Annotated in this window: 28 protein-coding genes; 10 read left to right on the top strand and 18 right to left on the bottom strand. The window is 66.4% G+C overall.

Translation table 11 applies throughout. The annotated features are described in order from the left end of the window. Positions 1-24: 24 nt before the first annotated feature. Positions 25-441 carry a nuclear transport factor 2 family protein gene (locus M2650_RS06440; protein WP_249472603.1) on the bottom strand — a complete coding sequence of 139 codons (417 nt, stop codon included), beginning with the start codon at positions 439-441 and terminating at the stop codon, positions 25-27. A gap of 243 nt (positions 442-684) precedes the next feature. Between M2650_RS06440 and M2650_RS06435 the strand changes: the two genes are divergently transcribed. Then, a complete protein-coding gene (locus M2650_RS06435; RefSeq protein WP_249472601.1) occupies positions 685-1845 on the top strand; it encodes an AAA family ATPase in 1161 nt (386 codons plus the stop codon). 145 nt (positions 1846-1990) lie between these two features. Here M2650_RS06435 and M2650_RS06430 read toward each other — a convergent pair whose 3' ends face one another. The 4 genes from M2650_RS06430 to M2650_RS06415 are packed head-to-tail and all read right to left on the bottom strand — an operon-like array spanning position 1991 to position 7239. Next, the gene (locus tag M2650_RS06430) at positions 1991-3364 is read right to left on the bottom strand and encodes a matrixin family metalloprotease (protein WP_249472599.1); all 1374 of its coding nucleotides are present in this window, start codon (positions 3362-3364) and stop codon (positions 1991-1993) included. Next, entirely contained in the window at positions 3361-3987 is a 627-nt protein-coding gene (locus M2650_RS06425; protein ID WP_249472597.1) for a hypothetical protein, read from the bottom strand. Before M2650_RS06425 ends, M2650_RS06430 begins: the two co-directional genes overlap by 4 nt. After that, on the bottom strand, positions 3984-5708 hold the full coding sequence (locus tag M2650_RS06420; protein ID WP_249472595.1) for a S8 family peptidase: 1725 nt from the start codon (positions 5706-5708) through the stop codon (positions 3984-3986). Before M2650_RS06420 ends, M2650_RS06425 begins: the two co-directional genes overlap by 4 nt. A 10-nt stretch (positions 5709-5718) precedes the next feature. Then, positions 5719-7239, bottom strand: coding sequence for a trypsin-like serine peptidase (locus M2650_RS06415; RefSeq protein ID WP_249472593.1), 1521 nt, complete (start codon positions 7237-7239; stop codon positions 5719-5721). A 274-nt stretch (positions 7240-7513) separates the two neighbouring features. Here M2650_RS06415 and M2650_RS06410 point away from each other — a divergent pair, with 274 nt between their 5' ends. Then, on the top strand, positions 7514-9091 hold the full coding sequence (locus M2650_RS06410; RefSeq protein ID WP_249472591.1) for a hypothetical protein: 1578 nt from the start codon (positions 7514-7516) through the stop codon (positions 9089-9091). 155 nt (positions 9092-9246) lie between these two features. On the opposite strand, the gene M2650_RS06405 is transcribed toward M2650_RS06410, so the two are convergent. Next, the gene (locus tag M2650_RS06405) at positions 9247-11583 is read right to left on the bottom strand and encodes a TonB-dependent receptor plug domain-containing protein (RefSeq protein ID WP_249472589.1); all 2337 of its coding nucleotides are present in this window, start codon (positions 11581-11583) and stop codon (positions 9247-9249) included. Positions 11584-11783: 200 nt separating this feature from the next. Here M2650_RS06405 and M2650_RS06400 point away from each other — a divergent pair, with 200 nt between their 5' ends. Next, entirely contained in the window at positions 11784-12914 is a 1131-nt protein-coding gene (locus M2650_RS06400) for a phytase (protein ID WP_249474251.1), read from the top strand. Here M2650_RS06400 and arsH read toward each other — a convergent pair. The 7 genes from arsH to M2650_RS06365 form a co-directional block, all read right to left on the bottom strand. Next, positions 12911-13624 (bottom strand): arsenical resistance protein ArsH, encoded by a 714-nt coding sequence (gene arsH, locus M2650_RS06395; RefSeq protein WP_345779842.1) that lies wholly within the window; start codon positions 13622-13624, stop codon positions 12911-12913. The genes M2650_RS06400 and arsH overlap by 4 nt on opposite strands. Position 13625: 1 nt before the next feature. After that, the gene (gene arsC / locus M2650_RS06390) at positions 13626-14069 is read right to left on the bottom strand and encodes an arsenate reductase (glutaredoxin) (RefSeq protein ID WP_249472587.1); all 444 of its coding nucleotides are present in this window, start codon (positions 14067-14069) and stop codon (positions 13626-13628) included. Next, complete coding sequence (locus M2650_RS06385; protein WP_249472585.1) at positions 14066-14737, bottom strand: aquaporin; 672 nt, start codon at positions 14735-14737, stop codon at positions 14066-14068. Before M2650_RS06385 ends, arsC begins: the two co-directional genes overlap by 4 nt. Next, positions 14734-15237 carry an arsenate reductase ArsC gene (locus M2650_RS06380; protein WP_249472583.1) on the bottom strand — a complete coding sequence of 168 codons (504 nt, stop codon included), beginning with the start codon at positions 15235-15237 and terminating at the stop codon, positions 14734-14736. The genes M2650_RS06385 and M2650_RS06380 overlap by 4 nt, the downstream gene beginning before the upstream one ends. Before the next feature lie 37 nt (positions 15238-15274). Next, positions 15275-15619, bottom strand: coding sequence for an ArsR/SmtB family transcription factor (locus tag M2650_RS06375; protein WP_249472581.1), 345 nt, complete (start codon positions 15617-15619; stop codon positions 15275-15277). Between the two features lie 195 nt (positions 15620-15814). Further along, positions 15815-16183, bottom strand: coding sequence for a YkgJ family cysteine cluster protein (locus M2650_RS06370; RefSeq protein WP_249472579.1), 369 nt, complete (start codon positions 16181-16183; stop codon positions 15815-15817). Next, positions 16180-16830, bottom strand: a complete 651-nt coding sequence (locus M2650_RS06365) for a class I SAM-dependent methyltransferase (RefSeq protein WP_249472577.1) — start codon at positions 16828-16830, stop codon at positions 16180-16182. The genes M2650_RS06370 and M2650_RS06365 overlap by 4 nt, the downstream gene beginning before the upstream one ends. Positions 16831-17069: 239 nt before the next feature. On the opposite strand from M2650_RS06365, the gene M2650_RS06360 reads away from it, so the two are divergent. Then, positions 17070-17339: a hypothetical protein gene (locus M2650_RS06360; RefSeq protein ID WP_249472576.1), complete on the top strand. Its 270-nt coding sequence runs from the start codon at positions 17070-17072 to the stop codon at positions 17337-17339. A 43-nt stretch (positions 17340-17382) separates the two neighbouring features. After that, positions 17383-17730 carry a hypothetical protein gene (locus M2650_RS06355; RefSeq protein WP_249472575.1) on the top strand — a complete coding sequence of 116 codons (348 nt, stop codon included), beginning with the start codon at positions 17383-17385 and terminating at the stop codon, positions 17728-17730. Between the two features lie 20 nt (positions 17731-17750). On the opposite strand, the gene M2650_RS06350 is transcribed toward M2650_RS06355, so the two are convergent. The 3 genes from M2650_RS06350 to M2650_RS06340 all read right to left on the bottom strand — a co-directional run bounded on the left by M2650_RS06350 (position 17751) and on the right by M2650_RS06340 (position 20313). Next, positions 17751-19469: a DUF2207 domain-containing protein gene (locus M2650_RS06350; RefSeq protein WP_249472574.1), complete on the bottom strand. Its 1719-nt coding sequence runs from the start codon at positions 19467-19469 to the stop codon at positions 17751-17753. Further along, a complete protein-coding gene (locus M2650_RS06345) occupies positions 19466-20023 on the bottom strand; it encodes a LemA family protein (RefSeq protein ID WP_249472573.1) in 558 nt (185 codons plus the stop codon). The genes M2650_RS06350 and M2650_RS06345 overlap by 4 nt, the downstream gene beginning before the upstream one ends. Positions 20024-20091: 68 nt before the next feature. Further along, positions 20092-20313, bottom strand: coding sequence for an RNA-binding S4 domain-containing protein (locus M2650_RS06340; RefSeq protein ID WP_249472572.1), 222 nt, complete (start codon positions 20311-20313; stop codon positions 20092-20094). A 203-nt stretch (positions 20314-20516) separates the two neighbouring features. Here M2650_RS06340 and M2650_RS06335 point away from each other — a divergent pair, with 203 nt between their 5' ends. Continuing rightward, complete coding sequence (locus M2650_RS06335) at positions 20517-21053, top strand: DUF4019 domain-containing protein (RefSeq protein ID WP_249472571.1); 537 nt, start codon at positions 20517-20519, stop codon at positions 21051-21053. Between the two features lie 96 nt (positions 21054-21149). On the opposite strand, the gene M2650_RS06330 is transcribed toward M2650_RS06335, so the two are convergent. Both M2650_RS06330 and M2650_RS06325 read right to left on the bottom strand, forming a co-directional pair. Next, positions 21150-21821: a serine/threonine protein kinase gene (locus M2650_RS06330; protein WP_249472570.1), complete on the bottom strand. Its 672-nt coding sequence runs from the start codon at positions 21819-21821 to the stop codon at positions 21150-21152. Positions 21822-21832: 11 nt separating this feature from the next. After that, complete coding sequence (locus tag M2650_RS06325; RefSeq protein WP_249472569.1) at positions 21833-22345, bottom strand: RNA polymerase sigma factor; 513 nt, start codon at positions 22343-22345, stop codon at positions 21833-21835. 223 nt (positions 22346-22568) lie between these two features. Between M2650_RS06325 and M2650_RS16535 the strand changes: the two genes are divergently transcribed. From M2650_RS16535 to M2650_RS06305, 4 genes are all read left to right on the top strand, one after another. After that, positions 22569-22868 carry a DUF3649 domain-containing protein gene (locus tag M2650_RS16535; RefSeq protein ID WP_249472568.1) on the top strand — a complete coding sequence of 100 codons (300 nt, stop codon included), beginning with the start codon at positions 22569-22571 and terminating at the stop codon, positions 22866-22868. Next, on the top strand, positions 22865-24394 hold the full coding sequence (locus M2650_RS06315) for a PepSY-associated TM helix domain-containing protein (RefSeq protein ID WP_249472566.1): 1530 nt from the start codon (positions 22865-22867) through the stop codon (positions 24392-24394). Before M2650_RS16535 ends, M2650_RS06315 begins: the two co-directional genes overlap by 4 nt. Next, positions 24391-24720 (top strand): DUF3325 domain-containing protein, encoded by a 330-nt coding sequence (locus tag M2650_RS06310; RefSeq protein WP_249472565.1) that lies wholly within the window; start codon positions 24391-24393, stop codon positions 24718-24720. Before M2650_RS06315 ends, M2650_RS06310 begins: the two co-directional genes overlap by 4 nt. Positions 24721-24791: 71 nt before the next feature. Further along, a complete protein-coding gene (locus tag M2650_RS06305) occupies positions 24792-26630 on the top strand; it encodes a DEAD/DEAH box helicase (RefSeq protein WP_345779841.1) in 1839 nt (612 codons plus the stop codon). Positions 26631-26652: the final 22 nt, after the last annotated feature.

Raw genomic sequence — 26652 nt, 5'->3', positions numbered from 1 at the left:
AAGAGCAACCGCAGCGATAAACTTTCAGGCGCCGGCGACCGTAGTGGCATGCGCCAGCAAGGCCTGCCAGCGCCCGTCGCGGCCCACCCAAATGTCGGTGTGCAGGCTTTGCCCGTGCGTGCCGTCGGCCTTCTCGTAAACGGCGCGCGCCTGCACGATCGCGGTGTCGCCTTCGAATTGCACCGTCACGTCCTCGACGTCGAAACGCTTCATCGCCGCCGGCTGCGCCGTGTCCGCCAGGAAACGCGCGCGATCGATCATGGTGCCGTCGGACAGGATGCAGCGAAAATCCTCGGCGAGGTGGCGCTCGTACCAGTCCGCATCCGATTTCAGGAAGGCTTCCACATATTCGGCGTTGAGCCGCTGCAGCTTGACTTCGGAATGGCGCGAAGGGGCCGGGAAATTGGGCTGAGATTGAGAGGATTGAGGGTAGGCGGACATTTCGGTGGACTCCTAGCTGCAATACAGGAAAAAGCCGCCGGACCAACGATCGTCCGGCGGTGTGCGGAGAACGCCGCACGCCCAGCGTAGGGCGCGGGCCGCTTGCGTTGCTCGCCATTTCCGGACACGGTCGCCCTAATGGATGCAACGCGCTGGCGTCGCGCGAGCGGTCAGCGCCGCCGGATCGCAGCCTTCGCGACGGACGGCGGTTAACCTGCCGCCGATCGACTCCCGGATCTCCGCATGCTGACCACGCTCGCCATCGCCAATTACCGCTCGCTGCGCGACCTGGTCGTGCCGATGGGTCCTCTGAATCTGGTGACCGGCGCCAACGGAAGCGGCAAATCCAATCTCTACCGCGCCCTGCGCCTGCTCGCCGAGACCGCGCAGGGCGGGGTGGTGCCGGCCTTGGCGCGCGAAGGCGGCCTGCGTTCCACGTTGTGGGCCGGACCGGAGAACATCACCCGGCGCATGCGCAGCGGCGAGGTGCCGGTGCAGGGCGGGCCGCGGCAGGAATCGGTGTCGCTGCGGATGGGTTTCGCCGGCGACGATTTCGGTTACGCGATCGATCTGGGGTTGCCGATCCCGTCGATGTCGGCGTTCGCATTGGATCCGGAAATAAAGCGCGAAACGATCTGGAATGGCCCCTTCCTGCGCGGCGCGAATGCGCTGGTCGACCGGCGCGGACCGATGGCGCGCATTCGCGACGGCCGCGGCTGGCGCGTGGTCGCCGAGCACCTGAACGGGTTCGAGAGCCTCTTCGGCCAGCTCGCCGATCCGGAGCGCGCGCCGGAAGTGCTGACCTTGCGCGAGACGATCCGCGGTTGGCGCTTCTACGACCATTTCCGCAGCGATGCCGAATCGCCGGCGCGCCTGCCGCAACTGGGCACGCGCACGCCGGTGCTGAGCCACGACGGCCGCGACCTGGCCGCGGCCTGGCAGACGATCCGCGAGATCGGCGACGCCCGCGCGCTCGATGCCGCCGTTGCCGATGCGTTCCCCGGCGCTGTGGTCGAGGTGGTCGAGAACGAAGGCCGGTTCTCGCTGCAGTTCTCGCAGCATGGCTTGCTGCGTCCGTTGTCGGCCGCGGAACTGTCCGACGGCACCTTGCGCTATCTGCTGTGGATCGCCGCATTGCACACGCCGCGGCCGCCGCCGCTGATGGTGCTCAACGAACCGGAAACCAGCCTGCATCCCGACCTGCTGCCGCCGCTGGCGCGCCTGATCGCGCACGCTTCGCGGCGCAGCCAGGTGTGGGTGGTGTCGCATGCCTCGCGCCTGATCGCCGCGCTGGAAGAGGCGCCGGAGTGCAACGCGGTCCGGCTGGAAAAGGAGCTCAGCCAAACCAGCATCGTCGGGCAGGGCACGCTCGATGCGCCGCCTTGGCACTGGCCCGCTCGCTGACTCCCTGCCTTTGTAGAGCGGGGCTCGCCCCGCTGCTTTTCGTAGGTGCGAATTCATTCGCACGCTTATATGCGGCCGACAAGAGCGTGCGAATGAATTCGCACCTACAAAAGCGGAGCGGAGCAAGCTCCGCTCTACAGAGCGGTCAGGGTTTGGTGTAGCGGATCTCCAGCTTGTACGCGCCGGCCGCATAACCGCGCACCATCACGAAGACCTTGTTGCGGTTCGTCGGCACTTCCAGCTCGCAGGTCTCGTTGGCATGGCTCAGATACGGGCGGCAGATCCAGCGCGTCAGGTCGGGCTTGTCGACGTAACGCACGTACAGGTCCGGATCGCCGGCGCCGCTGCCGGCGCCGGTCATCTTCACTTCGACGATCGAGCCGGGTTTCACCGAATACGGACCGTAATGCTTCTTTTCCCCCTTGGCGACGGTTTGGTTGTCGATCGCCTCGGTGGTTTCGGCGCCGCTTGCCGGAGCATCGGGCACCCGGAACACGCACTGGCCGAGATCTTCCGCGTTGTTCGTGCCTTTGCCATACACGCAGGCGGCGCCGGCGCGGTCCAAGGCAGTGAGCGTCAGCGACCAGTCGCCGCCGCCGTTGCATTGCGGGTAATGCATGACCGAGAAGCGATCGTACGAAGTGATCGGCTTGAATTCGTCGTCCTCGAAACACGCGCCCGCCTCGGGCCGGGTGTGCTCGTGGCGCCAGCCCAGCGCGTGGCCCAGCTCGTGCCGCAGGATGCCGACCAGTTGCAGTTTCTCGCCGGGCTCCAGCCCGAACGAAGATTCGTCGATCAGCACGTTGCGCTCGGCACGCTGGTCGTTGGGGAAGAATGCGCGCGCGAGATATTCGCCCTCGACATCCACCGGGTTCACGTCGAACACCACATTCTGGTTGCTCGCGTTGCAGTTGGCGTCCTGGCCGGCGGAGTGGATGAAATCGACATTGGCCGCCTGTTCCCACGCCAGCGTGGCCGCATTCATATCGGCGACGACCTGCGCTTTGCGCGTGCCGAAGCCGTCGCTGATGCAGTAGGTCAACTGCTTCTTCTTGGCGCTGGTCCAGACGTCGTCCGCGCCGTTCACCTGGTTCAGCACCAGCTTCCCGTGCGCGGTGCCGTCGATGTCGTCCTGGATCTGCTCGAAGAATTCCTGCAGCAGCTTGCGATCGGGAATGGCGATGTCGCCGTTGACGATGTATTTACCGTTCTCGCCCGGCTCTTTGAACACCGAGGCCTCGAATTCTTCGAACGTCTTGCCGCGCCATTTCTCGCGCGCGGCCTTGGCCGCTTCGCTCAAGTGCTGGCGCGTGGCGGCGATGCTCTCGTCGGTGGCCTCGATGGCGCCGCTCGCGGGCTTGATCGCATCCGGCGGCGAGGCCGGCGGCGGTTCGGTGGCCGCGGGCGGCGGTGGCGAGGCATCGCTTGCGGTGGGGGGCTCTTGCTTGCAGGCGGCGAAAGCCAGCGGCATCGCCATGGCGATCAGCAACGGGGAAAGCGGTGAGCGGTGGGAGTTCATGGCTTGGCACTCTGGGTGGGCGGGCAGGGTCCTTCGACGACATTGAGCAACTCGACCTCGGCCGAGATCTTGCGGATCTGTTCGAGCGTGTATTCGGCCTGGGCGCGGTCGCGGAACTCGGCGCACATCCGCATTTCCCCTTCGATGCCAATGCGCTGGGTTTCGATGTTGGTGACGGCCGACTGGTTCTTCTGTTCCTCGAGCAGGCCGCGGATCTGTTTGTAGGCGTCGCGCGTGGGGGCGGGCACGCCACGGCCTTTGGACAATGTCGTGATCGTCACGGTGGTGGGCTCAGGCTCTTTGCCGCCAGCGGCGGACGGCGTTTTCTCGGGCGCCGCCTGTTCGTCGTTCTCGGTCTGCGGCGCCTGCTGCTGAGGAAGCTGCTCTTGAAGAGGTGGCTCCGCAGGCGCTTGCGGTACCGTTGCCTGCTCGGGATAAACCGGAGCGGTTGGCGTTTTCGCAACTGGTTCTGGCGGTGGAGCGGGGGATTGCGTGGCTTCTTCCGCGATAGGCGCGGTAGCGGATTCCGGCGTATTCGCCGCGCCGCATGCGGCAAGCGACCCCGCCGCGGCGAACGCAAACGTCGCCGCCTGCAAACCATGCAGAACGCGCCTGGCGCTCACGGCGCGCCATCCATGCGCACGATGAGCGCGCGCGATGCGATGGGTTTCAGCGCGGCGTTCGGCGCCTGCAGCGCGCCGGGCTGCGGCGGTTGCATGGCGCGCACGAAAGCCTCCGAATCGCGCGCGGCCAGGTCCAGCAATTCCGGACCGTATTGCTGCAACGCCGCATCCAAGTCTTGAGGCTGGTTCAACATGCGCTTCACGCCTTCTCGGATATCGGCCGGATCGCGGTCCAAGGTGCGCGAAAGCAGATCGATGGTGTCGTCGCGCGGCGGCGCGCGCAGCTCGTTCACCGGCGCGCCCAGCGGCTGCCGCAGCAGGCCGTCGAGGTTGAGGATGCCCGCGCCGTAACGTTGCGCGTCCCAGCCCGGCGGCACGCGCGCGCTGGCCTGCATCGCTTTCAGGAACACATCGCGGCGCGTGCGGCTGCCTTGCGCGGCCTTGATGCGGGCCGGGCCATGGAAAGCGATCCAATCGGCCGCAGCGCCGGCCACCGCCGCGGTGGCGAACGAAGTGCCGTTGCCGGGGCTGGATCGCGTGCCCTGTTGCCCCTGCACCGCATCGGCGACGTACACGTCCTCGCCCGGCGCGGCGATATCGACGGCACGGCCTTTCGACGAACCCTTCCACGGTTTGTTGTCGACGTTGGTGGCGGCGACCGCGATCGCATTGTCGTAACTGGCCGGCGCGACCACGATGCCGATGCAGTTGCCGGCCGCGTTGACCACGATCACGTCGCGGCGCACCGCATCGTTGATCGCGCGCTCCAGGCCGAAGAACATGCGTCCGCCCAGGCTCATCGACAGCACGTCGCACTTCGCGGTCGTGGCGTGGCGCACCGCGCGAGCCACGTTGGAATCCAGGATGCGGACCACGCTGTTGAAGGTGCGGATCGGCACCAGCGTCGCCTTCGGCGCCAGCCCGACCACGGTGCCCGGCGCTGTGGTGCCGCTGGACGCGCCGAAGCCGCCGTCGCTGATCAGCACACTGCCGGTCTTGGTGCCGTGGCCGGGATTGCCGGAATAGCCGAGCGGATCGCGCGCGTCGTTGCCGCCTTCCATCAGGTTGAGCGTGGCGCTGCGGTCGATGCGGACGCCGTCGAGATCGATGTGATCGGTCCAGCCGCTGTCGGGATGGCAGATGCGCACGCCTTCGCCCAGCCGCTTGCCGCCCGGCGGCGGTGCGATCTGGCGTGCGCTGCGCACGGCCATGTGGTCGGCATCCAGCGACCAGGCCGGATCGGTCGGCGCGGGCACGCCTTCGTCGCCGAAGCAGGCGGTGGCGGCCGAGCGCTTCTGCGCTTCGATCAGGGTGTCGTCGGTATCGGGTTCCACCTGCAGGAAGCCGCCGCGTTCGCGCAATGCGTAGGCGTTGTCCCACGGCCGCTGCTCGGGCATGGGCGGATCGGCTACGCGCAAACGATAGATGCGCGAAAGGTTTTCCGGATCGTCGGCCGGGTTCGCATCAGGAAATAACGGTTCCACCGAGACGACCGCATCGAAAACTTCGTCGGCTGCGGTGCGGATGTCGGCGGGGGTCTGGCCCGGCGCCAGTTCGATCACGTAGCCCTGCGTGTAGGGCTTTTCCGCAGGCGGCGTCGCCGGCGTTTCCGCCACAGGCGGTGTCGCCGGCGGTTTGGCCGCCTCAGGCGACGGGCCGCGATCGCAGGCCGCGATCCCGACCAGCAACAACAGCATCCACAACGGCCGTGCTCGCAGCATGGTGCGCTCCTCAGTTCGATTGGACGCAGACGCGAGGGTCTTCGCGCCAGGCCGGTGCCGCGTTGTCCAGGCGCTCGACGACCTGAGTGATCGGCAGCACCGCTTCGTGCGCGCGCCAGCCCGCGGCCCAAGGTTCGGACAGGTCTTCCTGGCCGTCGAACAGCAGCCCGATCACTGCGTGCGTGCGCCGGTTGTAGACCGGCGAGCCGGAATTGCCATGGTAGGTGTCGCTGTCGGCGCCGATGGTCGGCTGCTGGTCGAAGCGCATGCTGATGTATTCGTAGTAGGGCTGTCCGCCGTTCTCGCGCAGCTGGTAGCTGTCGACGAATTCCTTCAATTTGCCTTCGCGGTAGGACTGCTCTTCGGCCTCGATCGAATCGAATTCTGCGCTGACCAGCATCTTGATCTCGGCGTACTCGTCGGGCGTCACCCGGAACGGGAAATAGACGAAGGCGTTGTCGTGCACGGTGCGCGGTTCGCCGAGCGGGAAGCCGACCACGTACAGCGGGTCGTCGCGCTTCACCGGTTTCAACGACAGGCATTGCACCGGATAAACCCGGCCGGGCAGGGCGCCGTCGGCATTGGCGCCCAGTTCCAACAGCACGAAATCCAGTTTGCCGCGCTCGTCTTCGTCGGTCAGCCGGATATTGGAAAGCGGAAACACCTTGCTCGTCATGTGCTGGCCCGACAGGTCGTCTTCGTAGTCGAAAACCGCTTCCAGCTCTTCAGGCGCCTCTTCCAGGATGCAGTGGTTGTTGGTCAGCGCCAGTTTCTCGCCGATCAGCACCGCGCTGCAGCGCGGCTTGTCCTGGCCTTTCACGCGCAGCGCGAAGGCGCCGCGCGAATTGGCGTAGATGCGTTCGTAGGCCTGCGGCGGGTAGCGATCGTCGCGATCGATGCCGTACAGGGATTTGTTGAGCCGGCGCAGCTCGGCATGCTGCTCGACCAGGGCGCGCTGCTCCTGGCGCTGGCTTTCCGGCAGGGCCCGGTAGGCCTTGATGACCTGCTGCTCGGTGTCTTCCACGCTTTGCTTGAGCTGCTTGAGGTCCGAATCGGTCGCTTCGGCGCTCAAGGCTTTCTCGGCGATGCCGCTGAGCTTCTTCTGCGCGGCGTCGACGTTGCCGTAGCGCGCGCGCCAGGCCGGCGAGCGATCGTTCCAGCGCTTGGTCGCCTGCAGTTCGACAGCCTTGATTTCGACCGAATCGCCCGGGCCTTCGGTCACTGTCGCTTGCACCGGCATCTGCCGGACCTGCTGGCCCAGATAGTCGGCGTTGTTCACTTTCACCGCGGAATCGGCGGTCTGCAGCACCATGCTGTTGCCCTGCTTGGTGATCTGCGCCGGCACCGTCGCGCCTTGCGGCTGCGCGCGCATGCGTTGCTTCACTTCGCCGGTGCTGATGCGCTGCGCCTTGGGCGCGTTCTGCGCCTGCGTAGCCGTCGGCGGCAGCGACAGCATCAACGCCAGCGATATCCCCGTCAGCGGTGTTCCGGCAGACAGCCACGCCGGCATACGGTAAGCGCGGTGATTCATGGGTCCATCCTCAAAAGAACCAGCCCCGGCCCGCCTACGGGGACACCTGGAGTCAACGCGCTTCCGCATCGGGGACGGACAATATTCGGGCCAGAGGCCCGCAGAACGGCGTTGGAAGGGGTTAACCGGTGCGCGCGCCGCATTCGGCGTTCCGTGTTGTCCGGTGCCGCCGATCCGCTGCGTTCACCGATTTAGCGCAATCGAAAGAAAAGACCGCCGGTAGCGGCGGCGGCGTTGCGCACAGGGGACCGACGAACAAGGAAAGGAAGGGCCCATGTCGACCGGATACGTACGTCTCGCCGCTTTATGGCTGATACCCCTGGCGATCGTCAGCTGCAGCAGCGATTCGCCGCAACGCGATAGCGCCATGCCCGCGGGAGCGTCCGAGGCGGAGCCGGCGGACGTGCCCGACGCCGCAGCGCCGGCTGCAGCGCCCAGCGCAGCCTTGTTGCCCGAAGCCACCGGTTGCGCGCCCGGCGCGCGTTGCCTGTCGGTGACCAGCAGCGGGCGGCCGAGCGCCAGCGGCAATTACGTCGCGCAGTGCCGCGGCAAGTTCGCAGACTTCATCGTGCCCAAGGATACGATCCCGTCGTCGTACGACGGTCCCTGGTTCCAGCCGTCGTTGCTGGAGAAAGCGGCGACCGGCGTGCCGAGCGGTTCGCGTCCCTGGCAGGCCTTCGATCCGCGCGATCCCGACGAGCGCTTGGCCTATGCCTTGGCGCTGCGCAATTACGCGTTGACCAGCAAGGTCGCGAAAAGCCTGACGCCGCAACTGACCGCCGACTCGAACTACCGCGATCCCGCCGGCGGCCCGGTGCCCGCATCGCAGCGCAACCAGGCCTGGTATCCGGCGCCGCGCATGTTCTACGGCCCGACCGACTCGCCGGGCACGCGCGAGGCCGCGCACGGCATGACGCTCGAGCGCACCGTGCGCGTCGGCGAACTCGGCGGCAACACCGCCGCTTTCCAGAACTACGCCGTCGCCTATTACGATGCGCGCGGCGGCCGCGTGTTCCAGCAATTGTGGAAAACGACAACGCCGGGCGTCGACAGTCCTAAGTTGAGCGGCATGCGCTTCACCGAAGGCAGCTTCGTCTTCAAGCTGCTTTACAGTGCGGCCAAGCCGTCGAACTTCCCGGACGACTTGCTGGCCGGTTCCTTGAAGCTGGACATCCTGCCGAATCCGGACGGACCGAAGGTGTCGGTACGGTTGATGCAGATCGATATCGCGGTGAAGGACAAGCGAGCCGGCCCTACCGGCTGGTACTTCGCGACCTACGCCTACGACGCCGAGCAATCCGGCGCGTCGCCCTGGCGCAAGATGGTGCCGGTGGGGTTGATGTGGGGCAACGATCCCGGCGGCGCGCCGATCGACGAGTCGTGGATCAATACGGATGCGCCCGCTTATGCATTGGCGCATCTGGGCGTCGACGGCCGTCTCAACGGCCCTGTCGACAATCCCGCTTCGGCCTGCATGAGCTGCCACAGCACCGCGCAGGCGCCGTCGGTGGCGCCGATGCTGCCGACCGGCGCCTGCAACCAGCCGCCGCATCGCGACAAGTGGTTCCGCAACCTGAAAGGAACCACCGCTTTCGGCCGCTTCCAGCCGTCGGGCCAGACCTGCGTTACGGCCTCGCCGGGCGTGACGCTCACCGCTGCGGACTATTCGCTGCAGCTGTCGGCGACCGTGGCGCGCGCGCTGCCCACGGCGACGGGCGGACAAACCTTCAACCCCTGCACCTGGGACGAAGACGATCCGCCGACCGCGCTGGTGGCGCCGACGCGCGCATCGGAACTGACCGTGCGCGACGTGAAGCAGTTCGAAGTCACGCGCGACCCCCAGCAGGAGTAAGCGCCGGTTCTCTCAACGCAATCCCTCTTGAAAAAGGGGATTGGTTTCGCTCTTCGTAGGAGCGGCTTCAGCCGCGAGCTCTTTCCATCGGTTCGCCGCGATCTGGTCGGAAGAGCTCGCGGCTAAAGCCGCTCCTACGAAGAGCAGGGCGACGCTCAGAACGCATAACGCGCGATCAGCTGGTAGACCGGGCCGGATTTTTCGCGCTCTAGTTCGTATTCGTCGAAATCGCGCTCGAGCTGGTCGGCCGCGTTGTCGAACTTGTTGAACGCCTCGTCCTTGGCCAGGTCCAGCAGGTTCGACCCGGTGAGCCGGATCGAGAAGCGGTCGCCGAAGCGCTTCTCGACGAAGACTTCGAGATCGGCGCCGTAGCGCGTGGTGACTTCTTCGGCGAGCAGACGGTCGAATGCGTCGCCCTGGCGGCGGTAGCTGGCGCCGAAGGCCATGCCGACCGACGGCAGGTCCTGGATGAAGCCGACGTTGTATACGTAGTGGGCCTGGCCGTTGAACCGGCGTTCGCCGAAGGCGTCGTCGACCTTGCTGTCCAGCCACGAGTAGTTCACGAACACGCCGGTGTCGGGCATGCCCAGCGCGGTCAGCGGTGTCGAGAAATCGAACTCGATGCCGTAAACGTGGCCGTCGCCGACGTTGGCGGCGGTGTAGACGAAGCTGTCCGGATCGAATTCGGGGAAACCGGGCGTGCTGGGGTCGGCGCCTGGGTTTTCGTCCAGAAATTCCTCGACTTCGTCTTCGAAATCGCCGAGCGCGGTCGCGCTGGGCGCGCCGGTGTTGACGATCTCGATCAGGTCGCGCACGTCGCGGTAGAAGACGTTGATGCCTACCACGCCCTGGCGGCCGAGGCGCCGCTCGAAGCCAAAGTCCACGCCCCAGGCGGTTTCGGGATCGAGCAGCGGATTGCCGACGAAATCGTTGTCGCCGTATTCCTCTTCCAGCGTCAGCGGCAGCAGATAATTGAAATTCGGCCGGCGCACGGTGCGGCCCAGCGAGAAATTGATACGGTTGGCATCGCTCAGATCCCAGCGCAGGTGCGCGGAAGGAAGCAGTTCTGAATATTCGTTGGAACGTTTCACGCCATCCGCGGAAATGTCGGCGTCGGTGGTTTCGTAGCGCAACCCCGCTTCCCAGGCCAGGTTGCCGCCGCGCCCGGAGAACATCAGGTATGGGTCGAGCCGGCGCTCGTCGATGCCGCTGGAGGCGCGTTCGAACTCGGCGTAAGGCGGCAAGGGATCGCCTTCGTCCTCGGCCTGAACCTCGCTGACCCGCAGCACGGTGGCGCGCTTCTTGTCGTTGTAGTCGACGCCGAATTCCATCTGCGCGGTGCCGACTTCGCGCTTGTGCGCCAGTTTGACGCTGAATTCCTTGTCGCGGACGTCGGTCAGCGTGCGGGTGCCTTCGAAACCGTCGAAGGACGGCGGCGTGTCTTCGTCGTCGAAACCGGTTTCTTCCTCGGTGGTGACGGTGTTGTCGTCGAAACGCGCGTAATCCAGGTCCAGCTCGGTGCGGCCGCCGGCCATGTCGAATTCGTAGCCCGCGCCGAACGCCCAATTGTCCTGCTCGATGTCTTCGCGCTGGTCGTTGACCGACAGCAGATGGTCGCGGCTGGTGCTGGAAGGGTGGTTGTATTCCAGCGAATGCTCGGTCTCGGTGCGCTCGGTGCGGACGAAGAAGCCGTCCAACGTCAGCCGGCCGGTGCCGATGTCGCGGGTATAGGACAGGTTGGCGCTGGAATCGGTGCCGTCGCGGGTGTCGGACTGGTCTTCGCGGTCGGTGAATGCGCCGCCGGGTTCTTCGAAGCGGTCGCTGCGCTTCCGCTTGGGGTTGTAGCGACCCTGCACGTTGACGCCGCCGAGCAGGCGCCCGCCGCCGACTTCGCCGCCGGCGACCGCGCCGAACGTGCCCTTGGTCTCGCCGTCGTCGAAGCGCAAGCCGCCGGCGCGCAGGTATTTTCCGTCGAATTCGTAGGCGTCGCGCAGCACGATGTTCAGCGCGCCGGCGACCGCGTCGCCGGAGCGGTTGGCGCTGGGGCTGCGCACGATCTCGATGCGCTCGACCAGTTCGGCCGGGATGCGGTCGACGAAGAAAGAGCGGTCGTCGCCGGCGCCGGGCACCTTCTTGCCGTTGATCAGGATCTGCGTATAGCCCGGGTCCAGGCCGCGCAGGCGCGCGCCGTCGTATTCCAGCACGTCGGAAACGAACGCCACGCTGGGCACGCGCTTGAGCATGTCGCCTACCGTCAGCGGCTCGAAGCGCTGGAAATATTCCAGGTCGTAGGACAGCGTCGGCGCGATCGCGTCGGTGCGGTCGCGGTAGATGATCTCGCCCGGCACCACGATCTTGTCCAGGTCTTTGGCGCCGGCGTCGCCCGGCGCGGCTTGCGGCGCGTCCTGGGCCATGGCCGGCGCGCCGGCCGCGGCCAGCAACGCGATCGCCAATGCCTGCGGCAGCGCAGCCGCCCTGTTGCGCTTGATCATCTCGATGGATCCCCGGCTGGTGTCAGCCGGACTGTGTACGCGAGCCCCGTGGCGGAAATATGACATCGCCGATGCTGTCTCGCCGCGGTCGCGATGCCGTAGCGGAAACGAAATACAAGACATCAAACCTTCGCCGGCGTCGTGTATAAGGCTTGCCCACCGCGACTTAACTTGCAGAAACCACGAGGGGATCCGTCATGATGCGTCGAGCCATGCTGTTGGCCGTGTTGCTGTTGCTTTACGGTTGCGCGTCCACGCCTGTCGCGCGCGAGCCCGACGAGACCGATGCCGATCCGATGCTGGCCGCAGCCGGCGTGCCGCACGAAGTCGTTCGGGAGGCTTTCCTCACCTCCGCCACGCCCGACGAGAACATCGATTCGCCCGCCGCATGGACCGCGGCCGATGGCAGCACCTTGCTGCTGGCGACGTCCAAGGCGACCGACCGGCTGATGGTCTACGACGGCGATACCGGCGCCGACGTGAGGCGCATGGGATCCAAAGGCGGCGGCGACGGCCAGTTCGACCGGCCCAACGGCATCTTCGTGTTCGAAGACCTCGTATTCGTGGTCGAACGCGACAACCATCGCGTGCAAGTGCTGGCGTTGCCGGACTTGCGGTCGGTCGGCGTGTTCGGCGCCGAGCAATTGCAGCAGCCTTACGGCCTCTGGCTGCGCGAAACCGGCCCTGGCGAAGTCGAAGCGCTGGTCAGCGACGCCTATATGGCCGGCAAGGACGAGAACGGCGACGACATCGTGCCGCCGCTGCCGGCCTTGGACGCGCGGATCAAGCGCTATGCGGTGAAGCGGGTGGGCAAGTCCATCGAAACGCGTTATGTCGGCGCCTTCGGCGACATCACCGAGGCCGGCGCGATCCGCATCCCCGAATCGCTGTGGGGCGACCCCGCGCAGGACCGGTTGCTGATCGCCGAAGAAGACACCGCCACCGGCACCGCGGTGCGCGAATACGGCATGGATGGCAAATTCCGCGGCCGCACCCTCGGCCTGGGCCTTTTCAGAGCGCAGGCCGAAGGCATCGCCCTATGGCAATGCCCGGACGGCAGCGGCTATTGGCTCGCGACCGACCAATTCAAGGATCGCAGCCTGTTCCACGTTTTCGACCGCAAGACGCTGCGGCATATCGGCGCGTTTTCCGGCGAAATCGTCGGCAATACCGATGGCGTGTGGCTGCATGCGGGCGCGACCAAGCGCTTCCCGAATGGCGTCTTCTATGCGGTGCACGACGACATGGCGGTGGCCGCGTTCGACTGGCGCGACATCGCCGCGGCCTTGTCGCTGCGCAAGACCTGCGGCGAATCCGCGACAGGCGGTTAGATCGCGGTTTGACCGACGCGCCGCGACATTTCCGCGGCGCTCTCTTTGCGTTCGCTGTAGCGGTCGACAAGATACGGGGCGATGTCGCGCGTCAGCAGCGTGAACTTCATCAGCTCTTCCATCACGTCGACCACGCGGTCGTAGTAGGGCGACGGCTTCATGCGGCCGGCCTCGTCGAATTCCTGGTAGGCCTTGGGCACCGAAGACTGGTTCGGAATGGTCAGCATGCGCATCCAGCGTCCCAGGATGCGCAGCTGGTTGACGGCGTTGAAGCTCTGCGAGCCGCCGGATACCTGCATCACCGCCAGCGTTTTCCCCTGGGTCGGCCGCACTGCGCCCTGGCTGAGCGGAATCCAATCGATTTGGGCTTTCATGATGCCGGTCATGGCGCCATGCCGCTCGGGCGAGCACCAGACCATGCCTTCGGCCCAGCGCGCGAGCTCGCGCAATTCGCGCACTTTCGGATGCGTGTCGGGCGCATCGTCGGGCAAGGGCAGCCCGGCGGGGTCGAACGATCGCGTTTCGCCGCCCATGGCCTCGAGCAGGCGGGCCGCTTCCATCGCCAGCAACTTGCTGTAGGAACGTTTGCGCAGCGATCCGTACAGCAGCAGGAAACGCGGCTTGTGCGCGGCGGCGCCGATAGCCTGCAGGCGATCCAGCGAAGGGGATTCGAACGGCGTGCCGTCCAAGTTGGGCAGCGGGTCGAACACGTCAGACCACCCGGCGTCCGGCTTCGTCGATGACCACTTCGCCGTCTTCCTTGACGAAAGGCCCGAGTTGCGGCGACGGCAGCAGGTCGAGCACCGCTTCGGACGGGCGGCACAATTTCGCGCCGAGCGGGGTGACGACGATCGGGCGATTGATCAGGATCGGATGCGCGAGCATGGCATCGATCAATGCGTCGTCGGACAGCGCAGCGTCGCCCAAGCCGAGTTCGGCGTAGGGCGTGCCTTTTTCGCGCAGCAGCGCGCGCACCGGCATGCCCATTGCGGCGATCAGGCCCGTCAGGGTGGCGCGGTCCGGCGGCGTCTTGAGGTATTCGACCACCACCGGCTCCACGCCGCTATTCCGGATCAACGCCAAGGTATTGCGCGACGTGCCGCAATCGGGGTTGTGGTAGATCGTGAATCGCGGATCGGGCGAAGTTGCGTTCATATCGTCTCGCTTGCGGTTTTCGGTTCGGCGCGGCCGAGCAACCGGTGCAACGCAAGGCCGAGTCCGGCGCCTGCGAATTGCGCGATCACGAAGCCGGGCACGCTGGCGGGCGCGATGCCGGCGAAGCTGTCGCTGAGCATGCGCCCGAATGCGGCAGCAGGGTTGGCGAAGGACGTCGATGCGGTGAACCAGTAGGCCGCGCCGATGTAGGCCGCGACCATCGCGGCCACGCGCGCGGCAGGCGCGCGCAGCACCACCAGCAGCAAACCGGCCGTCGCCACGGCTTCGGCGATCCATTGGCCCGCGCCGCTGCGCACCTTGGCCGAAAGTTGCAATATCGGCAGATCGAACATCGCGTGCGCCAGCCAGGCTCCGCAAGCCGCGCCGAGCAGTTGTGCGGCGACGTATGCGGACAGCATCGGCCATGCGAGTTCGCCGCGCAGCGCCATCGCCGCGCTGACTGCCGGATTCATGTGCGCGCCGCTGACCGGGCCGAATACTTCGATCAGGATGTAGAGCGCGCCGACGGTGGCGAGCGTGTTGGCCAGCAAGGCGATGCCCGCATTGCCGCCCGAGAGCCGTTCGGCCATGATCCCCGAACCGATCACCGCCGCCAGCAGCCATGCGGTCGCGAGGAATTCCCCCAGCAGGCGATGCGAGGCGGTCACTCGTTGCCGGCCTGTCCGATGGCCTGCAGCTTGGCCTGCGCGGCCAGGCGGTCGAGCTTGTCCAACGGCAGCGCCAGCAGCAGCTCGATGCGCCTGCGCAGCGTCGCGAACGCGGATACGAAGGCGCGCTTGCGCGCGTCTTCGTCGCCGTTCTCGGCGACGGGGTCGGGTACGCCCCAATGCGCGAGGGTAGGTTGACCCAGCCACACCGGACAGGCTTCGCCCGCGGCGTTGTCGCAGACGGTGATCACCATGTCCATTTCCGGGGCGTCGGCGGCCGCGAATTCGTCCCAGCTTTTGCTGCGCAGGTCTTCACCCGAGTAGCCGACCGATCGCGCCAGCTCGATGGCCATGGGCTGCACCTGTCCGCTCGGGTGGCTGCCCGCGCTGTACGCGCGGAAGCGGCCGTCGCCCAGGGTATTGAGTATCGCTTCGGCCATGATGCTGCGCGCCGAATTCCCCGTGCACAGGAACAACACGTTGTAGATGCGTTCTTTCATCGGTTCACTCCGGACATCGGCTATGGAATGGCGATGCTTATCGCGCGTTTGTTGCAACGGTATTGGCGCGCGAGGCTTTTTTCGCCGGGACGCAGGGCGCGCCGCCGCAGCAGTTCTCGGTGAGGTAATCGAGCAGGTCGTTCATGTGCGGGTAGTGGGCGCGGACGCGGATCACGCGGCCTTCGCGGGTATCGGCGACGAGCCCGGCGCTGCGCAGCGTATTCAGGTGCGCGGAAAGCGTGGCCGCGGGCACATCGACCCGCTCGCGCAGTTCGCCGACGGACATGCCGTCGGGGCCCGCCGCCACCAGTGCGCGGAAGGCCGCCAGGCGGTGCTCCTGGCCGAGGGCGCGCAGGGCGGAAAGGGCGGTGTCGGTTTCCATAGTTCCATAATTCTGGAAATATGGAACTATGTCAAGGCCGGGAGGTTTCCCCGGCCGTCATCCCGAGCGCAGCGAGGGACCCGTTTTTGTCGATGGCACAGCAAACAACAGGTCCCTCGCTGCGCTCGGGATGACGGCTGAAGGAGATCGCGGCTGAGGATGCCTCTGCATAAAACCAGCCTCGTGCCACATGCGCTACCGCAGCGACAGAGGGATCACTTTGGCGTCTCCGCGCAGATATTTTTCCCGCTCGTCGCGGCAATAGGCGCTGCCCATCGCGAATTTGCGGCAGATGCCGGGGCGCCGGTCGTAGATCGTGCAGCGCATGCGAAGCGGATCGACCGCCGCGCACCAGCCGTCTTCGCCGCGCGCCATTACGTTCAATCCTTGCGAGCTGCGGTCGACGAGATGCTCGGGGACGTCGTCCTCAGGCATGACCACCACCGTCAGGCGGCAGCACACGGCGTCGCAACGGCTGCATGAAACGGTCGGATCGACGCGCAAGTCGTCCGGCGACGATGCGAGCGATGCGGGGGCTTTCGCGAATGCGCGCGATTCGCTCATCGGCGGTAACTCAGCAGCCGGCCGCGGAACGGCGCAGTATCGGTCTCTTCGAACCTGCAGCGCCGCTCGTCGATGCTATAGCCTTGCGAGGCCAGCGCTTTCGACAACGAATTGGCGTTGCCGCGGCCTATGTCGGCGATCAGGACTTCGCATTCGCGCCGCGCATGCCGCTGCATCATGCCGGAGAGCAATTCCGCGTGGCCGCGTTCGTAGAGCAGATCGCTGCCGATGATCATGTCGAAATGGCCGAGCGCGCCGTCGGCTTCGGCCCATGGCAGGTGGCGATACGCGATCTGCGGCAGGCCGTTCAACGCCGCGTTGTAGGCGAGAAAGGATTCGGCCAGCGGATGGTGGTCGCTGGCGACGACGTCGGCGAGGCGGCGCTGCAGCACCAGGCTGGACAGGCCCAGTCCGCAGCCCAGTTCCAGGATGCGCTTGCCGGCGATGTCGAACACGCACATCTCTTCGGCCAGCACGCGTCCGGAAGGCCAGATATGTCCGAACAGGCTCCATAACGCAGACGAGATGCCAGCCTGTTCGGCGTGGCCGTCGGGATCGGCGAACTGCTGCAGGTCGCGCAATGCGCGGATGCGATAGTCGTGACCGCCCAACTGCACGGTGTGCTGTCGGGTGAGATAACCCGGCATGGGACGCTCCGTGAGGACGCTGCCGCGCGTGGGCGACGCGAAAAGGAGCGAAACGGCGACGGAAGACCGGCCGGGCGAGACGCGCTCTAAGGACGTAGTACCGATCTCATCGTACGCCGATCGGCGCATAAGTCGAGGAATATCGCGACAATCGGGTCGTTATCGCCACAAAAACATCGAAACGTGCCGTTTTCGCCTCGAAATAAGCGCATACTCGGGGTTTGATGCGGAACCCGCACATGCAAAACCATGTCGCGCTGTTCAAGTTCAACCTGGGCAGCGGTCAGAGCATCGGTCCGAGCGCCTTGCGCACCTTGTGGTCGCGGGCCTGCGAATCGACCGATATCAGCGTGAGCCGGCAGACCTATCGCGCAGGTTCGGGCAGCAAGAACACCTATCTGTTGCACGCTTCGCCGCGGCTGAAGGATCTGCCGCTGGTGGAAGCCAGGCTGCGCATGCTGATGAACGAATCCAAGCTGCTGGGCACGTTGACGGCAGTCCACCATTGATGGCCGCAGCCGTGCGACCGCGAATGCACAACAGAGGCTATCCATGAGCTATGACATCGGCATCGGCCTGTGCGCCGGCATCGAAGGCGCCAACATCCTCGTCAAACTGGACAGTGCGGTGGTCAGCAAGTTGATTCCGAAGCAGCCCTGGCGCAAATCGGGTACCAGCTTGCTGCAGTTCAAGAGCGACCTGTGCAGCCCGAGGCGTCCGCCGGCCGTGGGCAGCGAGGTCTATCTCGACAGCGCCGCATTGGCGAAGAATGCGCCGGCGTCGCTGGACCTGGCGGGCAACGGCGTGCTGACGCGCGTCGACCTGCGCGCGCTGATGAGCAATCTCAATCCGATGCCCGCGCCGAGCGCTGCGGCGAAGGGCCGCTCGGCGCGTTGGTGAAGTTCGCGTGCGGCCGGCGATCAGCGACCGCCGCCGCCGCCTCCGCCGCCGCCGCCGCCGGACGAGCCGCCGCCGCCGGAACCCGATGAACTGCCGGGCGGCGTCGAAGACGAAGCGATCTGCGAACTCAGGCTGTTGCCGACCGCATTGGCCAGGCTGCCCAGGTCGGATGCGCTGCCGCCGTGGTACCAGGCGATCGCCGAAGTCGTTGCAGCCGCGGCTGCAGCGCCGACCGCCAGCGTGAACTTTTCGGTCCAGGCATCCTCGACTTCCAGCGCCACCGCGTACGGCAACAGGCTTTCGTAGCGTTTGGCGTCGAGCACGGGCGGCGCGTCCGGGCCGGGCACGCGGGCCAACTCGTCGCGCTCGGCGACGCCCAGGTAGCGCTTGAGCCCTTCTATCTCGTCGAGGAGGTCGCGTCCCGCCGGCGTCGGCGCCTTCACCAGCACCGCAAACACGGCAAGGGTCGCCAGCATCAGCACCATCGCGGCGACGATCAGCAGCACGCCCGCGCCGCCGCTGATGGCGAACGCCAATGCCGTGCTGGCGATCACGATGGCGAACGCGATAGCGATACTGCCGCCGTTGAGCTTGAAGAAACCCGGCTGGTAGCGCGCCTTCAGCGCCTTGTCGTGCGCGGACTGCGCGCCGGCGACGGTGGTCGCGTTCTTTTTCTTCAATTCCAGCGAGCCGTGTTCGGAGAACAGTTTCGACAGCAAGGCGGTTTGCGGATCGGTCAGGCTCGCGCCGTCGTTGCGACGTTGGCGCTGCAATCGCCAGTCGTCCTTGAGAAAGCCCTTGTCGCGGTGGATGCTGAGTTGTCCGTCGACCGCCATGGCCAGCAGGTCGGACGAGAAGCAACGCGCGTCGTAGCCCATGCGTTTCACGTAACGAAGACCCGCGGGGGAATGGCCTTGCGGCGGTTCGTAGCGCACGATGATGGTGCCGGGGCGCGGATCGCGGCCGATGCTGCGCCAGCGGCCGATGCAGAACACGAGCAATCCGAGCAGGCCCGCCAAAGCCGCCCACACGCCGCGATTGTCGTTCAGCAGCCACAGCAAACGCTGCATGCGCGTCGGCTGCGGCACGAGGCCTTTGGGGAACGACAGCACGATCGTGAAGCCTTCCTGCGGCGACAGCGGCCGCGCCAGGCGCCAACGCGCGACGCCCGGCGACGGCGTTTCGGCCGTGTAGTCGCTGCCCTTGGCGCCTTGCGCGCCGGTGTAGCCTTCCGCACGCAAGCGGTCGACGGGCACCGGTTGCGGCAGGCGCACTTCGACGCTGCCGCTTTCGATGGCGAACGCCCAGCCGGTACCGATCGCGTTCCAGTACAGCTCGTCGTGGTCCGCAAAGAAGCCCAGTTGGCGCGTGGTGCGGTAGCGCAGCGTGTAGGCGTATTCCGCGGGAACCGGAAGGAAGTCGTCGTTGCCGGTATTGACCCGCACGCCGTTGCTCACGTTCTCGGTGAACCAGGGTTCGGGCTTGCCGTCGCGCAGCACTTCCAGTACTTCGAAGCCGACCACGACGCGGTTGCCCTGGCGGTCCTTGTAGCGCGTGGGATAGTCGCGGTAGATGCCGCGGCGGATCTGGCTGCCTTCGGCGCGCACCACGATGCGTTCGGTGACGTCCAGGCTGCCGTCGGCGCGGATGTCGACTTCGCTGTCGTAGGACAGGATTCTTTCCTGCGCGAACAGCGGCGCCGAAACCAGCAGCAGCAAGGCGAACAGGAAGCGGCTCATCGCACCATCTCCACCCGCACCGCGGCGCGGCTTTCGTCTTCGGCCTGGAAGAACTCGGCCTCGCGGAAGCCGAAGCCTCGAGCGATCAGGACGTCGGGCACGCGCTGGATGCCGTCGCGGTAGTCGCGCACGGCGCCGTTGTAGAAGCGTCGCGCGTATTGCAGTTGTTCTTCAGTATCGACCAGGTCGCGCTGCAACTGCGCGAAATTCTCATTGGCCTTCAGGTCGGGATAGGCTTCCTTCAGCGCGAGCAGGTTGCCGAGCGCCTGTTCCAGCGAAGATTCGACTTCGCCCAGGCGTGCCCGGCCCTTTTGCGCCACGGCTTGCGCACGCAACTGCGTGACCGCCTGCAGCACTGCGCTTTCGTGGCCGGCATACGCCTTGACCGCGGCGACCAGCGCCGGCACCAGGTCGTGCCGGCGCGTGAGCTGCACGTCGATGTCGGCCCAGGCGGTGTTCACCTGGTTGCGCAACCGCACGAGCCGGTTGAAAACCCATGCGCCCCAGCCCAGCAACAGGGCGAGCAAGCCTATGCAGATCAGCGCCATCGTCATCGCGGTTTACCCCTGGTCATGCCGGCCGATGCGGCCACTAGCTAATGCGAACGCAATCGCTTCGGTATTCAGGCCGCGCCATGCACGTCGATATCGACGTCGTCCAGCGACACGCGTTGCCCCGCGCGTATCTTGCAGGTCTTGCGGAGCTCCACGGCGCCGTCCACCCGCACCGCGCCGCTAGCGACCAGCGCCTTGCCCGCGCCGCCGCTGTCGCAGAGCCCGGTCAGTTTCAATAACTGGTTCAGTTCGACGTAGTCGTGGTCGAGCGTGAAGTCGATCTGCGGCATCGGCGCCATCCTGAAGCGTGGTGCGCAGAGTCGCAGCCGAAGGTTCGCCGCGCAAGCCGGCTTGATGCCGGCCGGCCGGATCATCGCCTTTTCCGCGGGTTCCGCCGCTCGGCCGAAAGTGGGATCGGAGCCTACGCGGCACTGCCGAATTTTGTCGTAGACTGCGGCTCCTGTGCTTGGACCCCCGGAAAAGGTAGACAAAGATGAATAATCGCAAGCTCCTCCTGGCCGCATCCCTGCTGGCCTGTGTCGGCACCGCCGCAGCGCAACAGCCGCAGGCGCAGCCGGCTCGTCCGGCCGCTCCGGCAGCGCGTCCTGCGCAGCCCGCGCAACAGCAACAGGCGCAGCCGACGCTCACGCCGCAGCAGCGCGCTGCGCTGGCCAAGCAGGACGCGGACACCACGCAGGCCGCGACCCAGGTGCTCGGCCTGGTCGACGCCAATCGCATCGCCGAAGTGTGGGAAGGCGCATCGCCCACGATGAAGCGGCTGGTGACCAAGGACGAATTCATCAAGCAGGTCACGATCGACCGCAATCGCCTGGGCGCGCCGGCGTCGCGCGGCAAGGCCGTGGTCAGCCGTTCGCAGTTCAATGCAGGCGGGCAGGTGCCGGCCGGCCTGTACATCAACGTCAATTTCCCGACCAAGTTCGCCAAGGCGCCGCAGCCGGTGCGCGAGCTGGTGTCGTTCCGGCTGGATGAGGACAAGGTCTGGCGCGTGTCGGGCTACAGCCTGCGCTGAGCCGGCCGCATAGCGTCGAAAAAGAAAGAGCCGGCATTGCCGGCTCTTTCTTTTTTGTAAAGCCGAGCTCGCTCGACCCCACAGAGCTGCGGCCGCTTATTCCTTCTCGAACCGCGCGATCTCATCGAGAATCCGCTGGCTGCGCCGGATGCCGTCGGCGCCATCCGCCATGCACGCCTCGTCTTCCGAAGATGCGTTCGCGGGCTTGCGGCGTCGCCAAGACATGAAGCCTATCGTGGCCAGCAGACCCGCCACGCCGACGGCAAGGCTGATCCAGATCCATACCGGCGTGGCGACCTGCGACTGGACCTCGCCCAATCCTGAGAACGCGACGACCACCAGCACCCACATGATCCACCACGGCAGGCCGCAGACGTTGGCGTTGACGTTGTAGAAGCGCAGCAGCAGCGCCATCTGCCTCTGGATCTTAAGCACCGGTGCGGAGTAGTCGATCGTCCCCATCAGTCCCAAGGTGATGCAGGCCGCGACGACGGTGACCACGCCGAAGGCATGGACGATGATGCCGGTCGCCAGCAGGCCGGCGATGTCGGTATTGCGGGTCCAGCAGGCGACGCCGAGCAGGATCAGGCCGACGCCCAGCAGCGCTTGCAGCAGCTGGCCCCAGAACAGGCCGCGCAGGTTGCTGCGCGCCCTCTCCAGCTTGCGTTCCTTGAACAGCGCCAGGTTGATGTCGTTGTGCTGTTGCAGCCGGCGATCCAGGGTCTGCCAGGCGGCTTTGAGTTCGTCGAGTTCCATGATGTTGTCCATGTCGGGTCCGGTTAGATTTCGGTGCGGATGCGTTGCTTGAGGCGGCTGATCTTGGTAGTGGCGTTGGTCTCGGTGATGCCCAGGATGTCGGCCATTTCGCGATAGCTGCGGTCCTCCAGGTACAGCAGCATCAGCGCGCGGTTGAGGCCGTCCAGCTGCGAAATGAAGCGGTGCAGGGCGCGCACGCGCTGGTCCGCTTCGTGGTCGGCGCCGTTCTCGTCGGCGACGTCGTGCAGGGTTTCGTCCAGCGGGACCGAATGCGCCCCGCGCTGGACGCTGCTGCGGACCTGCGATATCGCCACGTTCAACGCGATCCGGTACATCCAGGTCGAGAACGCGCGCTCGGGGTCGTAACGCGGATAGGCCCGCCACAGCTGCGCTGCGATTTCCTGCGCCAGGTCGGCGCGGTCGTCGGCGTTGCGCGCATAGGTATTGGCGACCTTGAACACGATGCCGCGATGCTTTTCCAGCAGAGCGCCGAATTGTTCGCGGTTGTCGATCGCCATGGTCGCGGTCTGTTCCATCGTCTGCCGGTCGCCGAGCCGATTGTGCTCGTTTGCAGGCGTGATTCGCGCGAGCGGGGCGTTTGTCACAGCCCGGAGCGCCGCCGGTTTGCCAATGAGAATGGCTCTCGATAAAATGGCCGCAGCCCGCGGTCTTACGCCAGCCGACTCGCCACCAGCGTGGCACTGCGTCTTCTCGACCCGGGACTCCATGGCTATCCCCAGACCCTTGCCGGTTCAATCCGTGCGCGCGAAGCGGCGCGGCGTGCCCGCGTGGACGGCCGCCTCGCGCGTGCTCGCCGCATTGCTGGCCGGTTATTGGGTCGCCTGGGGCAGCACCGCCTTCCTCACGCTCGCGCTGCCGATGTCGCGCGCCAACCGGGTCACCACGGCCAGCCTGCTGTGCTTCGCGGTGTGGACGGCGGCGGCGATGTACGCCTTCGCCGCGCGCAGCAGTTGGCGCGCATGGTGGGTGCTGCTGCTCGCGGGCGGCATCCCGTATGCGATCGCGCTGCTCTGCGGCGATTGGGCGATGCGGCCATGAAGAACAGCTTCTCGCAAAGCATGGCCTGGCTGCATACCTGGGCCGGGTTGATCGTCGGTTGGATGCTGTTCGTGATCTTCGTCGGCGGCACCATCGCCTGTTTCGACACCGAGCTCGATCGTTGGATGCGCCCCGGCATGTCCGCGCAAGCGCCGGAACGGCCGGCGGTAGAACAGGTGCTGGACGCGCTGCAGATGGAACAGGCTGGCGCCCACGCCTGGTACGTCTATCTGCCGACGCAACGTTTCCCGGCATTGAAAGGCGGCGCCTACCACGACGACGGCCGTTACGAAGTGCATGCCTACGACGCCGCGACCGGCGCGAGGCTGCAGGACACGGCCGGCGGCGAGTTCTTCTTCACCCTGCATTACAACCTGCATGCCGGCGATATCGGCATGTACCTGGTCGGGTTGGCCGGAATGATGCTGCTGGTGGCCATCGTCACCGGTGTGGTCATCCACAAGCGCATCTTCAAGGATTTCTTCCTGTTCCGTTTCCGCGCGGGCGGGCAGCGCGCGTGGCTGGACGGCCACAACCTCACCGGCGTGCTCGGATTGCCGTTCCATCTGATGATCGCCTACACGGGCGTGGCGATCTTCGTCTCTTCGTACATGTTGGCCGGCCTGCAGGTGGGCTACCGCTGGGACGCGGAACAGTTCTACAAGGAAGTCGCGCCGTCGCCGCATCGCGAACAAGTGAACAAGCCGCCGCCGGCGCGCGCGCCGCTGTGGCCGATGATCGAAGACGCGCGCAAGCGCATCGGCGGCGAGCCTTGGTTGGTGAGCATCGAGCATCCGGCGGACGCATCGACCATCGTCGGCGTCGGCCTGGATCACAGCCGGCACGTGGCCTGGAACTGGCGCACGGCTTATTACGACGGCGTCACCGGGGCATCGCTGGGCCAACAAGCGTCGCCGGGCGCCGCTTATCACACCTACAACTTCCTTGGCGGCCTGCACATGGTGCAGTTCGGCGGCGCCATGTTCCGCTGGATCTACTTCGTGCTAGGGCTGTCGGGTTGCGTGATGCTGGCCTGCGGCATGCAGGTGTGGGTGCAGAAACGCGCCAAGCAAGTCGCCGCTGCAGGCGTGCGTTCGGGTTATGGCCTGGTGCGCGCGCTCAATGCCGGTGTCGTCGCTGGCATGCCGTTGGCGGCGGTGTCGATGCTATGGGCCAACCGGTTGTTGCCGCCGGATCTGGCATCGCGCGCCAGTTGGGAAATGCGGCTGTTCTGCATCGTCTGGGCGATCGCGGCATTGTGGGCGGCGCTGCGTCTGGCGCGCGGCAAACCGTGGCGCGACCTGTTCGCCGTTACCGCTGCGTTGACGATCGGTTTGCCGCTGCTGTCGCATCTGGTCGCGCCGCAGGCCGCGCTTGCGCGGACGTGGCGGGACGGCGACTGGGCGATGGCATCCGTCGATCTCGTCTTGCTGGCGCTCGGGAGCGGCTTCGCCTGGCTGGCGCGTCGTGCCGCGCATGCGCGCGCGGACGACCCTGTCGCCATCGCCGAAGGCGCCCGCGCATGACGCCCTGGCTGCTGGTCGCAGGCCTGACGATCTCCGGCTGGGCTGCGCTGTCGCATGCCTTGCCGCGCCATCACCAGGAAGCGTTCGGTTCGGCGGGCAGTCCGTTGCGGCGGAGCCTGCACCGCATTGCCGGTTCGATAGGCCTGTTGCTGGCTTTCGTCGTGAGCATCGCGAGCCTGGGTTGGGAATTCGGCCCGGTGCTCTGGAGCGTGCTGCTGTGCGCCGGCGCCATCGTCTGGGTGCTGTGCCGCAATGCCGATCCGCGAGGCGCACGCTGGCTGGGGTGGCTGGCGCCGCTGCCGGGGTTGATCCTGCTATGGGTCTGAAAACAGGGCCGGGTTAGGCGAGAGAGCGGGTCAGGGCGCACAATAACGCTTTGGTTTGCCTGGCCTTTTCGATGTCGACGCCTCCCGATGCCCCCGTTCTTGCACGTTTCGCCGACCTCGGCCTGTCCGACGCCGTAATGGCCACGGTGGCCGACGTCGGCTACGAGTCGCCGTCGCCGATCCAGGCCGCCACCATTCCGGCGCTGCTGTCCGGCCGCGACGTGCTCGGCCAGGCCCAGACCGGCACCGGCAAGACCGCCGCGTTCGCGCTGCCGATCCTGTCCAACCTCGACCTGTCCAAAGCCAAGCCGCAGGCCATCGTGCTGGCGCCGACCCGCGAGCTGGCGATCCAGGTGGCCGAGGCGTTCCAGCGCTACGCGGCGAAAATCCCCGGCTTCCATGTATTGCCGATCTACGGCGGACAGAGCTACGGCCCGCAACTGGCCGCGTTGCGCCGCGGCGTGCATGTGGTGGTCGGCACGCCGGGCCGCGTGATCGATCATCTGCAGCGCGGCTCGCTCGACCTGTCCGAGCTCACCTGGCTGGTGCTGGACGAGGCCGACGAGATGCTGCGCATGGGTTTCATCGACGACGTCGAAACCGTGCTGAAGAAAACGCCGGAGTCGCGCCAGGTGGCGCTGTTCTCGGCGACGATGCCGTCGCAGATCCGGCGCATCGCGCAGACCTATCTGCGCGATCCGGCCGAAGTCACCATCGCGGCCAAGACCACCACCGCCACCAACATCCGCCAGCGCTATTGGTTCGTCAGCGGCCTGCACAAGCTCGATGCGCTGACCCGGATCCTGGAGGCCGAGCCGTTCGACGCGATGATCGTGTTCGCGCGCACCAAATCCGGCACCGAGGAGCTCGCCGAAAAACTGCAGGCACGCGGCCTGGCCGCCGCGGCGATCAACGGCGACATCCAGCAGGCGCAGCGCGAGCGCACCATCCAGCAGCTCAAGGACGGCCAGCTCGACGTGCTGGTCGCCACCGACGTCGCCGCGCGCGGTTTGGACGTGGAACGGATCAGCCACGTGCTGAACTACGACATCCCGTACGACACCGAAAGCTACGTGCACCGCATCGGCCGCACCGGCCGCGCCGGGCGCAGCGGCGAGGCAATCCTGTTCGTGACGCCGCGCGAGAAGGGCATGCTGCGCGCGATCGAGCGCGCCACGCGCCAGCCGATCCAGGAAATGCAGTTGCCCAGCGTGGAAGCGGTCAACGACCAGCGCGTGGCCAAATTCCTCGGACGGATCACCGACACGCTGGCGGCGGGCGATCTGGATATGTTCCGCGATCTCGTGCAGCGCTACGAAACCGAACACGATGTGCCGGTGATCGAAGTCGCCGCCGCGCTGGCAAAACTGCTGCAAGGCAAGACTCCGCTGCTGTTGGCGCCGGAGCGCGCTCGCGAAACGCGCGAGCCCGCCTTCGAACGGCCGGCGCGCGCCGAACGCGTGCCGCGAGGCGGGCGGCCCGCACGCGACGATTTCGCACCGCGCGCAGCGCGTCCCCACAGCGAAAAACCCCCGCGCGGCGCGCCCGAGCCGGGCATGGAGACTTTTCGGATCGAAGTCGGCCACGCGCATGGCGTCAAGCCGGGCAATATCGTCGGCGCGATCGCCAACGAAGCGGACCTGGATGCGAAGTTCATCGGCCGCATCGACATCCACGATGAATATTCGGTGCTCGACCTGCCCGAAGGCATGCCGCGCGATCTGCTGATGATGCTGAAGAAGGTGCGCGTGGCCGGACAGCCGTTGCGCATCCACCGGCTCGGCGATGCCGACGACGGCCCGTCGCCGCCGCCGCACGGCAAGCCGCGTCCGCCGAAGCCGGGCCATCGCAAGGGGCCGGGATCGGCTGCGCCGCGCACGTTCAAGCCGAAACCGAAATCCAAACGCTGAGCGGACCTTTTCCGCCGCACTG

This window comes from Luteimonas galliterrae, assembly GCF_023374055.1.
GTDB lineage: Bacteria > Pseudomonadota > Gammaproteobacteria > Xanthomonadales > Xanthomonadaceae > Luteimonas_C > Luteimonas_C galliterrae.
Note: the sequence above shows the minus strand (reverse complement) of the source record. Positions and strands in the feature narration are given on the sequence as shown.